General features: G+C 61.4%; 10 protein-coding genes and 1 pseudogene. 5 read left to right on the top strand and 6 right to left on the bottom strand.

Annotated features, from left to right (window positions below; genetic code table 11):
• Positions 1-4 precede the first annotated feature (4 nt).
• A complete protein-coding gene (locus ACA046_RS15910; RefSeq protein ID WP_003218417.1) occupies positions 5-319 on the top strand; it encodes an isochorismate lyase in 315 nt (104 codons plus the stop codon).
• Complete coding sequence (locus ACA046_RS15915; RefSeq protein ID WP_497677001.1) at positions 312-1,721, top strand: isochorismate synthase; 1,410 nt, start codon at positions 312-314, stop codon at positions 1,719-1,721. The genes ACA046_RS15910 and ACA046_RS15915 overlap by 8 nt, the downstream gene beginning before the upstream one ends.
• A gap of 47 nt (positions 1,722-1,768) precedes the next feature.
• Here the strand turns inward: ACA046_RS15915 and ACA046_RS15920 are convergent.
• From ACA046_RS15920 to efeU, 6 genes and pseudogenes are all read right to left on the bottom strand, one after another.
• A pseudogene (locus ACA046_RS15920) lies at positions 1,769-2,023 on the bottom strand (imelysin family protein); the annotation flags it as partial.
• A gap of 26 nt (positions 2,024-2,049) precedes the next feature.
• Positions 2,050-2,526 carry a hypothetical protein gene (locus ACA046_RS15925; RefSeq protein ID WP_459021055.1) on the bottom strand — a complete coding sequence of 159 codons (477 nt, stop codon included), beginning with the start codon at positions 2,524-2,526 and terminating at the stop codon, positions 2,050-2,052.
• Between the two features lie 172 nt (positions 2,527-2,698).
• Complete coding sequence (gene efeO / locus ACA046_RS15930; protein WP_167664238.1) at positions 2,699-3,517, bottom strand: iron uptake system protein EfeO; 819 nt, start codon at positions 3,515-3,517, stop codon at positions 2,699-2,701.
• 27 nt (positions 3,518-3,544) lie between these two features.
• The gene (gene efeB / locus ACA046_RS15935; RefSeq protein WP_497677002.1) at positions 3,545-4,852 is read right to left on the bottom strand and encodes an iron uptake transporter deferrochelatase/peroxidase subunit; all 1,308 of its coding nucleotides are present in this window, start codon (positions 4,850-4,852) and stop codon (positions 3,545-3,547) included.
• Positions 4,853-4,866: 14 nt separating this feature from the next.
• Positions 4,867-6,069: an iron uptake system protein EfeO gene (gene efeO, locus ACA046_RS15940; RefSeq protein WP_497677003.1), complete on the bottom strand. Its 1,203-nt coding sequence runs from the start codon at positions 6,067-6,069 to the stop codon at positions 4,867-4,869.
• Positions 6,070-6,079: 10 nt separating this feature from the next.
• A complete protein-coding gene (efeU, locus tag ACA046_RS15945; protein WP_459021048.1) occupies positions 6,080-6,928 on the bottom strand; it encodes an iron uptake transporter permease EfeU in 849 nt (282 codons plus the stop codon).
• A 168-nt stretch (positions 6,929-7,096) separates the two neighbouring features.
• On the opposite strand from efeU, the gene ACA046_RS15950 reads away from it, so the two are divergent.
• The 3 genes from ACA046_RS15950 to ACA046_RS15960 all read left to right on the top strand — a co-directional run bounded on the left by ACA046_RS15950 (position 7,097) and on the right by ACA046_RS15960 (position 10,876).
• Positions 7,097-8,119, top strand: coding sequence for an AraC family transcriptional regulator (locus ACA046_RS15950; protein ID WP_459021046.1), 1,023 nt, complete (start codon positions 7,097-7,099; stop codon positions 8,117-8,119).
• Between the two features lie 158 nt (positions 8,120-8,277).
• Positions 8,278-9,417: a hypothetical protein gene (locus ACA046_RS15955; protein ID WP_497677004.1), complete on the top strand. Its 1,140-nt coding sequence runs from the start codon at positions 8,278-8,280 to the stop codon at positions 9,415-9,417.
• On the top strand, positions 9,317-10,876 hold the full coding sequence (locus ACA046_RS15960; protein WP_497677005.1) for a M35 family metalloendopeptidase: 1,560 nt from the start codon (positions 9,317-9,319) through the stop codon (positions 10,874-10,876). The genes ACA046_RS15955 and ACA046_RS15960 overlap by 101 nt, the downstream gene beginning before the upstream one ends.
• Positions 10,877-10,934: the final 58 nt, after the last annotated feature.

The following is a 10,934-nucleotide window of genomic DNA, read 5'->3' on the forward strand; positions in this document are numbered from 1 at the left end:
TCCTATGAAAACACCTGAGCAGTGCAGCGGCCTGGAAGACGTCCGCCTGGGTATCGACACCCTGGACGAGCAGATCATCCGCGCCCTCGGCCAGCGGTTGGCCTATGTGAAAGCTGCGGCGCAGTTCAAGCCTGACGAAGCCAGCATCGCCGCCCCCGAGCGGGTGGCCGCGATGCTGCCCCATCGCCGCCGCTGGGCCGAGCGCGAAGGGCTGGACCCGATGTTCGTGGTCCCGCTGTTTGCGCAGATCATCCAATGGAATATCGACCAGCAAGTGCGGCACTGGCGCCAGCAGCATCAAGGAGCCGAGCATGAGTGAGCGTCTGCCGGGATTGCTTCAGGCGCTGACCGAGGGCGAACGCCTGGCGCGCGAAAAGGGCGGCGCAGTGCTGGTGGTCTTCAGCCTGGCCTCGGAGCGCCTGGACCCGCTGCGGTTGTTTGCCGCCAACCGCCAGGTACTCGGGCAAAGCCTGTTCTGGTCCAGCGACCGGGGCGCATTGGCCATGGCCGGCTTTGGCTGTACCGAGGAAATCAGCCCCGGCGCCGACGACCGCTTCAACGCCAGTGCCCTGGCGTGGCAGGCATTGCTCAGCCAGGCCCATCAGGTGGGGCCGCGCCAGCCGTTGCTGTGTGGCGGCTTTGCGTTTGACCCGAACGGCCCGTGCTCGCTCAAATGGCAGTCGTTCGCCGCCACCTCCCTGGTGCTGCCGCGCATCCTGCTGCTGCGGGAAGCCGAGCAACACCATGTGATCTTCAGCCAGTGGCTGGAGCCCGGGGCGGACGTGGTGCGTTGCGCCCAGAGCCTGGAAACCCAGTGGACGTTGCTCCTGTCCCGCTACGCCAGTGCGCCACGCCAGGAGATTCCCCTCGGCACACCGAGCGACGAAAACATCATCAGCGCGCAGCAATGGCAAGACACCGTGGCGACGGCCGTGCAGCGCATCAACGCCGGCGACCTGCGCAAGGTGGTGCTGGCCCGCGAAGTGCGGTTGACCACCTCACGGACGATCCCCTGTGGCCCGCTGCTGGAAAACCTCAAGGCGGCCTATCCCCAGGCGTACCTGTTTGCGTTCAGCCGTGGCGAAAGCTGCTTTCTCGGCGCAACCCCCGAGCGGCTGGTGCAGGTGGCCCGTGGCACGCTGAACACGGTGGCGTTGGCCGGCACTTGCCCGCGTGGTCGTCACGAGCAGCAAGATGCCGAACTCGGCCAGGCCTTGATGGACAGCCCCAAGGACCGCCACGAACACGCCCTGGTGGTGCAAACCCTGCGCGAAGCATTGCAGCCCTATTGCGCGATGCTCGATATCGCCAGCCAGCCGCAGCTGCACCGACTGGCCAACGTGCAACACTTGTTGACGCCGGTGATGGGCCGTTTGCATCCCCAGGTGCAACTGCTGCAACTGGTGCAGGCGCTGCACCCGACGCCTGCCGTCGGCGGCCTGCCGCGACGTGAGGCAATGGCCTATATCCGCGAGCACGAGCAACTCGACCGTGGCTGGTACGCCGCGCCAGTGGGCTGGATGACTGCGCAGGGTGATGGTGAATTTGCCGTGGCGTTGCGCTCGGCGTTGATCAGGGGCTGTGAGGCGCACCTGTTCGCCGGCTGCGGCATTGTCGCCGAGTCGGATCCCGGGAGTGAGTACGAGGAAACGTGCTTGAAGCTGCGGACGATCCGCGATGCCTTGCGGCCTTCGGACGGAGTGCAGGTGGCGTCAGCCTGAGGAAGGCTCTCGCCCGGCAGGCCGGGCGAGAGTATGCAGCGTCTGGATCAGTTCAAGCCAAGCTTGCCACGCAGTGTGGACAGGTCTTCCGCCAGGGTATTGACCGGGCCAACCAGGGCTTTACGGTCCGCTTCCTTGACCTTGTCGTAGGTCTCAAAACCGCCATCCTTGGTTTTGTACTTGGCCAGGATCTTGTCCACGGTGGCGAAGTTCTTGTCGACTTTGGCGACGAAGGCCTTGTCTTGCTTCTCGATCTGCGGATGGAACAGGTCGACGATTTTCTTCGCGCCGTCGATGTTGCCCTACTAACAGGTAGTCAGCCTGGGTATTACTCGGTTCCCGTGCCGCCCGCCAGCACGTGATCAACGGCGCCACTGTCCGGTGGGATTCTGTAAATCTCCAGGTTGTCCACGCCGATTGGAGGGCCGTCAGTGGGTTCTGCCCATCGCAGAATGAACATCATTGAATGATCGGGCCGCTCCGTAGTATTGAAAGGCACGGTCATTTTCGCCCAGTAGGGTGCTGCATCAAGGGTGTCTGACATAAAGACCGGGCCATTCCAGAATGCAAGTGACGCTGCGACCCTCTGCGCACAGCGGAAATCAAAGCGAAACACATACTGTGTATGAGGTTCAAAAACGAAGCTCTTATCAATGAAGATGAACGCAGAATAGCCGGCACTCGATTCGAGGTAGTAGTTGCCGCCTCTGTGCACAATCTTCAAATCCTCGTCGGAGATGCGCTTTACCCAGCCATTCAGTTTGAAGTCGTCGAAAGTGGTCCGGTCGAAAGGCTGTTCAGTCATGATCGTTGCCCCTGCACTTGGTTGAGCCGTCACACTTCAGGCGGTTGGATGACTATCAAAGCCAATGGCGGCAGGGCTGTCTACTGTCAAAGTTGACAGGTATAGGCGAGTGTAACGAGGGTGCTGGAGCGGGGAGGACTCGCGGGCACAAACGGCCCGCGAGTGAGGTGCATCAGTTCAAGCCAAGCTTGCCACGCAGTGTGGACAGGTCTTCCGCCAGGGTATTGACCGGGCCAACCAGGGCTTTACGGTCCGCTTCCTTGACCTTATCGTAGGTCTCGAAACCACCATCCTTGGTTTTGTACTTGGCCAGGATCTTGTCCACGGCCGCGAAGTTCTTGTCGACTTTGGCAACGAACGCCTTGTCTTGCTTCTCGATCTGCGGACGGAACAGGTCGACGATTTTCTTCGCGCCGTCGATGTTGCCCTGGAAGTCATACAGGTCGGTGTGGCTGTAGCGGTCTTCTTCACCGGAGATCTTGGTCGCGGCCACTTCTTCAAGCAGGGCAGCAGCACCACCGACGACTTTTTCCGGCGGGAAGGTCAGGCCGTCAACCCGGGTTTTCAGGTCCAGCACGTCGCTGTTGAGCTTGTCCGCCAGGGCGTCCAGTCCTTTGGTGGTGTTCTCGGAGAACAGGCTGTACTCGATGCGGTGGAAGCCGGTGAAGTCTTCGGCTTTCACGCCTTTCTCGTGGTCGTCGACACGGGAGTCGATGGAGGCGTCGAGGTCGCTGAACAGCTCGGCGATCGGCTCGATCGACTCATAGTGAACACGGGTTGGCGCGTACAGCTTCTTGGCGGTGGCCAGGTCGCCTTTTTTCACGGCGTCGGTGAACGCCTGGGTCTGGGTGACCAGTTCGCCGATTTCTTCGGTGACGTAGATCTTGTAGTCCGACACCGGCCCTACCAGGTCCAGCGGCGCGGTGGCGGCGAAGGCGGCCAGCGGCGAAAGGCTCATTAACAACGACAATGCGAGAGACGACTTCTTCATGGGACGATTTCCGCTCTGGGGTTTGTTTTAGGTATTGGCAGTAGTTTGAGGATGTGTCGCATCCAGCAGCGTGCGCCCGATGAAATCCTGGGCCCCGGTGACGCCTGGCAAGGTGAAGAAATAACCGCCGCCGACCGGCTTCAGGTATTCCTCCAGGGGCTCGCCGTTGAGTCGGGTTTGTACGCTGATAAAGCCTTTCTCCAGGTCAGCCTGGTAGCAGATGAACAACAGCCCCATGTCCAGCTGACCGTTTTTGTTGACGCCGTTGGAGTAGTTGAACGGCCGGCGCAGGATCAGGTTGGCCTGGGTCTGCGGGGTACGTGGGTTGGCCAGGCGGATGTGGGCATCGAGCTTGGTCAACTTGCCTTCCGGGTCCTTGCTGTAGTCCGGCACCTGGGTTTCTTTCTGGCCATCCATGGGGGCGCCACTGGTCTTGATCCGGCCAATGATGCTTTCTTGCTCTTGCAGGGGCGTGCGGTCCCAGCGTTCAACGAAGTTGCGGATGATCCGCACCGCCTGGTAGCTGCCATTCGCGGCCCAGGCCGGCTCGTCACTGCCCGGTTGAACCCACACAATCTGGTCCATCGCCTTGTTGTCGTTGGAGTTCGGGTTGGCCGAACCGTCGCGAAAACCCAAGAAGTTACGCGCGCTTTGCGCCGGCTCGCCGGGGCGGGCAGGGGCCTGGGGCGGCACGCTGCCTTCCTGCTTCCAGCGCACCAGCAGCAGGTCCGGCAGGTTTTTCACGATGTCGCGCAGGGCGTGGATATTGGTGTCCGGGGTGTTGGAGCTGAACTGCAGGCTCAGGTCGCCGTGGCACTGCGCCGGTTCCAGCGCATCGTTGGGGAAACCGACCATGCGGATCAGGCGCTTGGGCTTGGCCGCGGCCAGGCCGAAGCGTTCGTCGAACAGCGACTCGCCGACCGACACGGTGATGGTCAGGTTGTCCGGCGTCACCACCGGGCCGAGGATGCCGGAGTCGGTGGGGGGCAGTTTCGGGTCGACTTGCACCACGGTGCCGCCGGTCATCAGGAACGCGATGCGCTCGTTCAAGGTGCGGAACAGCCGCTCCAGGTCTTCGCGGTCGCTGGCCAACACGTCGAACGCCACCAGCATGCCGCAGGCCGGGCGCGGGGTGACGATGCCGGTCTGGTGCTTGCCGTGGTAATCGTGATGGTCCTGGGTCTTTTCACTGCTCGGTGCGGTGGTGACTTGCGCGGCAGCGTTGGCAGCCATCGCCGGGCAGCTCAGGCTGCTGCCGGCAATCGCGGCGCCGGTAGCGGCCATGCCCAGCAATACACGACGACGCTGGGATGAAAATTGTTCTGAATCACTCATGTCTACGGTCGTCTTCACTTCAGGCCGGAAAGGCCAAGGGCGGGGTCGATTCCATCGAGTGCAACGGCCAGAGCCTTGGCCTTGTCGGCGATCTGCTTGCGCTGATCGGCGGTAACGCTGTCATACGAGGCGTAGCGGCCATCGACTTTCAAACCGTTGAGTTCGGCGTCGAGGGCGGTGATCGCGCTGTCGATCCCCGGCAGCAATTGCGCGGCAGATTTGGTCAACAGCGGGCGCATCAGGTCGACGACCTTGCGGGCGGCGTCCAGGTTGGCGGCGAAGCCGTTGAGGTCGGTATGGCTGTAGCGCTCTTCCTCGCCGCTGGCGGCGCGTACGTCAGCCAGGCTGTTGAGGTTGCGCACCACGATGCTCACCAGTTGCTCCGGCGGCAGCGACTGGGCCAGCAACTGTTGCTTGAGGCTGGTCACATCGGTGACCAGACGCTGGGCAATCGGCGCCAGGCCGTCGAGGTTACGTTGCTGGAACAGGCCGTATTCAAGGCGGTGGAAACCGCTGAAGGCTGGGTCCTGCTCGCGTTTTTCAAAGTAGTCGGCGCGGGCGTTGATTGCGTTGTCCAGTTCCGCCAGGCGTTGCGAGGCCGGGGCCAGACGCTGGTAAGCCTCGCGGGCCGGCACGTAAAGCGCCTGGGCCTGGTTCAGGTCGCCGGCTTCGATGGCCTGCTCAAGCGCCGTAACAGCCTTGACCAAGGCGCTGCCCTGGCTGCTCATGTACACGCGGAACTCCGACAGCGGGCCGATAAACGCCACCATCGACGGCTTGGCCTTGGCTTGCGCGTCAGACTCGGCAGTCGGCGTCACCTTCAAGGTGCCCCGTGGGTTGCTCAACAGGCCGCAGGTGATCTGGTAGTCGCCGGGCAGCAGGTTGGCGTTGATCACCTGGCTCAGGCCGGGAGCGATGTTTTCGCGCTCTTCGACCACCAGCACGCCGTCGAGGATTTCCCATTCCACGGCACGGTCCGAGCGGTTGATGATGCGGAAACTGGCGCGTCCTGCCGGCACCGTCAGCGCATTCGGCTCGCAGCTGTGGGCGTGGATGGTGACGGCAATTTCATTGTGGTTGGCCTGGCGCTTGGAGGCGGCCAGTTGCGAGGCGTAGTAGAACAGGCCACCGGCGGCGATCATCACGACCACCGAGCCGCCGACCGCCCAGCGCAAGGCGCGGGACGGCGGAGCCGGTTGAGGGGTTTGGTTGGACAAGAGGCGGTCCTTACTGGCTGGAAACGGAAGAAGTTGTGCGGGTAGCCGGCTTGCTCGGCGGCGCGGGCAGGAAGAACATCACCAGGGCCACCACCAGGTAAATCAGGTAGGCGCCGAGGGTGCTGATGGTCGGGGCGTCCTGATAGCCGAACATGCCGGCCAGCACCGAGCCCAGCGGGCCATCCATCGGCAGCGTCGCGCTGAAATCGAACAAGACGGTTTGCAGGTGGTTCCACACCCCGGCTTCGTGCAGGGCTTGTACCGAGTTGGCGAGGATGCCGGCGGCGACCACCAGGATGAACAGGCCGGTCCAGCGGAAGAACGCGCCGAGGTTCAGGCGCATGCTGCCGGTGTAGATCAGGAAGCCGACGATGATCGCCAGGATCAGGCCGAGCAGGGCGCCAATCGGCGCGCCCGGGCCTTCGCTTTGCTGGAACACGGCCAGCAGGAAGAACACGGTTTCGAGGCCTTCACGGGCCACGGCGAAAAACACCATGGCGATCAGCGCCGTGACCTGATGCTTGGAACCGGCCAAGGCTTGATCGAGGGATTCATGCAGGGAATGCTTGATGGAGCGCGCCACCTTGCGCATCCAGAACACCATGGAGCTGAGAATGCCCACGGCCACCAGGCCGACGATGCCTTCGAACAGTTCCTGTTGTTTCTGCGGGAATTCGGCACTCACCAGTTCCAGGCCACCGCCGACCAGTAGCGCCAGGGCGGCTGCCAGAAATACGCCGATCCACACTGCGGGCATGTACTGGCCACGGCCAGTCTGCTTGAGGTAGCTGGCAATAATGCCAACGATCAAGGCGGCTTCTATGCCTTCGCGCAGCATGATTAAAAAAGGAACAAGCATTCGGCACCGAATCATCACTAGATAGGAAGCTAAGTTGTAACATAATGATACTCATTACTAAACAGTGAATCTTGACCTTTACTGAACCTTGACTGAACGGTGGTGGCAAACCGCAACCCCCACTAGAATGCGCGGCATTGCCCAAGCCACCGGATCGCTCCATTCCCCATGTCGGAAAAAGACACCATTTCCATCCAACTGGTCCGCGAAGCCCTGTTGCAGAGCTGCGCGCCGGGTGCGGCGACCGATGAAGTATTGAATAAAGTCGGAATCGATCCCGCGCTGCTCGGCCAGCCAACCGCACGCGTTCCGGCAACGGCTTACGCGCGTTTATGGCGCCTGCTGGCACGACGCATGGACGACGAATTTTTCGGCATGGACACGCGCAAGCTCAAATCCGGCAGCCTGGAATTCCTGTGTCGCGCCTCGATGGCCCAACCGACCCTGGCCACCGCGCTGGAAACCGGCCTGGGCTTCCTGTCACTGATGCTCGAGCGCATGCCGGCGCAACTGGTGCACCAGCAGAGCCTGGCGGAAATCGTACTGTTGGAACCGGAGCCTGAACCCAAGCGAGCCTTCACCTACTTCGCCTACTGGATGATCGTCCACGGCGTCGCCTGCTGGCTGGCGGGGCGGCGCATCCCGATCCTGGCGATCGAACTGCGCTGCCCGCAGCCAGACTTCTGCGACGACTACCAAGTGATGTTCTCCGACAACCTGCGTTTCGACCGGCCGCGCACCCGAATGATTTTCTCCGCCGACTGCCTCGACCTGCCAATCAAACGCAGCCCGGAAGAACTCAAGCGCTTCCTGGCCCATGCCCCCGCCAACATCCTCGTCAAATACCGCGACCCCGACAGCCTCGCCACCCGCATCAAGACTGACCTTCGGCAAATGCCCGCCGACACCTGGCCCGAAACCGAAGGCCTGGCCGCGTCGCTGTGTATCTCGGCCTCAACGTTGCGCCGGCGCCTGGCGGAAGAAGGGCAGACCTACCAGGGGCTCAAGGACAGCGTGCGCAAAGAACTGGCGATCGTGTGGTTGGCGGACTCCGACATCAGCTTTACCGAAATCGCCACCCGCCTGGGGTTTGCCGATGCCAGCTCGTTCTACAAAGCCTTCCGCAAGTGGTCGGGCTCCAACCCCGGGCACTATCGCAGCCTGATACTGAACGAAGCGCTGAGCCAATAGGCCGCTGGCAAGGGACCGACAGCGGTCGTCGGACATAACGGCGGATCAGCCTGACGTGTGCTGACGAATACTCTGTGGAGCGCAAAGGATTGTCCCGATGCCCGTAGCGGCAATAACGCTTCAGGGTGACGGCTTTTGCGCGTTGAAGAGTGTGTGCCATGTCATCGATAACGCCAGCCGTCGTACCTGTCCACTACAACCACGACATACGCACCAGTGCTTCCGTCGACACGCCCAGCGACACACAGGCGGTGCCACAACCGGTCCCGCCGGGGCGGCTGTTCAGGCAGATGGTCAAGGAGGCCGTCAAGCAACGCCTTAAGCTGTACGCCCCGGTATTACAGCCCGGCGCGTTCATTGAAGAGAAGATCAAGCAAGGCATTATCGAGTTCGAAGCCCGTACCGGGAAAAAAACCGGGCTGTCCCCCGACAGTCGGATCCGGGTCGACTATGCGCCGAATGTCCCCGACAGCCCCAACTTGCACATCCGCCAGCCGGTTCGTCAAAGCCAGTCGTTCACCCTGAGGGAAATCGTGACCGGCACCTACCAGCATGTCATCAGGGCAATGGAGGGCCCACTGGGTGTTCGCTATAAGGTTGTTGGCTACGAACAACCGGCGCTGATTGAGCATCTGACCAGTACGCAGTTGCAAGGGCAAATGAGTGCTGCGTTGGCGGCCTATCAAGCCGACGCGGCCAACAAGGACGGCATGACGTCCCTGTATGAAAGTGAAATCATGCTGCGCTGCCTGGAGTACCTGTCCAAGGCGGCGCCCAACTCCCCGGAGTTCCATGCGGTGGCGGGTTTTCTCAGTGGCCGGCAGCAGGCAAGCGAGGTCAAGTTTCATGGCGTGACACTGAACGGCGTGTTTCTGATACCCATGGGCGAGGGCGGGATACTGTTCAGTGTCGACGATAACAAGCAGTTTCATATCGGCACCACCACCAACCATTACCTGCATTACGGTGTACAGAAACACGAGCGGGTACCGGTCTATCCACTCACACCCGAGTTTAAAAAGTGGGCGTTGTCCAAACTGCCCGTCTATGAGCAATTTCGATACAAGGATCAGACCGACGCCTTTTCCATCAGCAGAAAATCGCAGTTTGGTTTTCCTTCGATGGGTATTCCGCTCAGCGGCGGCCAGGTGACGCACAAACCGTTTTCGTTCCACTCCACGCTCCAGCGTCGGCAACTTGACCGCGACCCTGTACGACGGCTTCATGCAGCGCCTGAAGTCGGATATCGACACCTTGGTGTTCACGGACCTGGAGCGATACGGCCTGGAAGCCCTTGAGATCAGCAAGGCGATACTGACGCTGTACTCCACGGCGGCCATGTTTGCCTCATTCGGAACCGGTTCCCAATTGTTTGCCTTGGCTTCTGGACTCGGCCTGGGCGGCGCGTATGCGGCTGCCAGCCTGGGCCAGGCGGGCATCAGCGACCGCCCGCAGGAGTCCGCCGCCTATCTTCGGGAGGCTATTGTGGCGGCGGCAATGACGGGTGCCTTCCAGGCCTTTCCCTTGGCCAGGAAACTTGCAAAAGGCCTGAATTACCCGTTCAAAAGCATTGCACCCGCCTTGAGCTATTACCGCTTCATCAACGGTGAAGCCCAGGCCAAGGCGCCCCGTATCGTCGACCAGTTGCTGGGCAAGGTCATCAAACCGCGGCTCCGTCCCGGTGCCGGATACGGGAAACCAAACACCACGCCCATGCAAATGCGTAGAACCTCGCTGGGCGAGGTCATGGTAGACCCGCAAAAAACCAGTGCAGCAACCTCTTCCCAGAAGAGCCTCCCGGGCAAACAACCGGCGAGCGTTGCCGGGCCTGTGCTGCCGAAGTCGTTACCGCCCATATCGCCCGACGAGCAGGCACGCAAGGCCATCCAGCGCTCACTGCCGATTGCGCGCAAAAAACTCGACGAAGCCATTCGCGCGGTTACCGATCCTGGCCGCAGTGAGGATGCCAAGCGTGTGTGCAAGCTGTTTTATGGATCCGACACGCCTGAAAGTCTGCAGGCCCTGCAACGCAAGCAACAGCTGATGAAGGCTGACCTTGATCGATTGCACGTCGATAACATCGAATTCCTGAAGGACGAGGGGGCCGGTTGGTCGGCCCAACTGCAACCCTCTGTCTACCACGCCTACAAGGCAGGCGACCCCAAGGCCAAGTACATTGAAGTGAATATCGACGGGGCACTGGAATACTACCGGGACATGGGCAGCAGCGATGACACCCTTGCCAATACACTGATCCACGAGATGAGCCATGGCATGCCGGCGGATGAAGATTTTGTCTACGCCGGTAAGCTGCGAGGTGCCCGGGAAGACATTGTGGATTTGTTGAACCTGGGCAAGTCGACGCTCAAGGACGACTTCCGGTACCTCAGCCCGGATATTGTGGATGACACGGTGAGCCTGTTCGCCCGCCACCCGCAGACGCACAATGCCGACTCCACCTTGTTTGTTGCCGCGTTGATGGACCAGGCCCGAAACAACCGCCCGCTGTTTGAAGCCAATATCGCTGCGATCAATGAGGCCGTGGAGCGGGCCGGTGACGGGTTGATCAAGGAAACGGTTGCAGTGCGGATCATCGGCAAACGCTCGGCGCCTCGTCGCTCGGCTCCCAACTTCCTGTTAGCTCGCCATGATCAGGGCGGTGAGCCGCTGCGAGTATTTGAGAGGGTGTGCAAGCCTTCGCAGGCGGGGCCTCGGACGATAGTCGATGTGGCCTGGGAGGTCTTCAAGTGGCGCTGAGCCGCTTGTTGCCCAAAAAAAGCGCCGCGACCGAATGACAGAAGCACTCAAGCGCTTC

The organism is Pseudomonas sp. LBUM1641 (genome assembly GCF_059716235.1).

Bases quoted from the DNA above. Each gene is read 5' to 3' on its own strand.
- ACA046_RS15950 (WP_459021046.1), top strand. From the start codon at position 7,097: ATGTCGGAAAAAGACACCATTTCCATCCAACTGGTCCGCGAAGCCCTG.
- ACA046_RS15955 (WP_497677004.1), top strand. From the start codon at position 8,278: ATGTCATCGATAACGCCAGCCGTCGTACCTGTCCACTACAACCACGAC.
- efeO (WP_167664238.1), bottom strand. From the start codon at position 3,517: ATGAAGAAGTCGTCTCTCGCATTGTCGTTGTTAATGAGCCTTTCGCCG.
- efeB (WP_497677002.1), bottom strand. From the start codon at position 4,852: ATGAGTGATTCAGAACAATTTTCATCCCAGCGTCGTCGTGTATTGCTG.
- ACA046_RS15925 (WP_459021055.1), bottom strand. From the start codon at position 2,526: ATGACTGAACAGCCTTTCGACCGGACCACTTTCGACGACTTCAAACTG.
- efeU (WP_459021048.1), bottom strand. From the start codon at position 6,928: ATGCTTGTTCCTTTTTTAATCATGCTGCGCGAAGGCATAGAAGCCGCC.
- ACA046_RS15910 (WP_003218417.1), top strand. From the start codon at position 5: ATGAAAACACCTGAGCAGTGCAGCGGCCTGGAAGACGTCCGCCTGGGT.
- ACA046_RS15915 (WP_497677001.1), top strand. From the start codon at position 312: ATGAGTGAGCGTCTGCCGGGATTGCTTCAGGCGCTGACCGAGGGCGAA.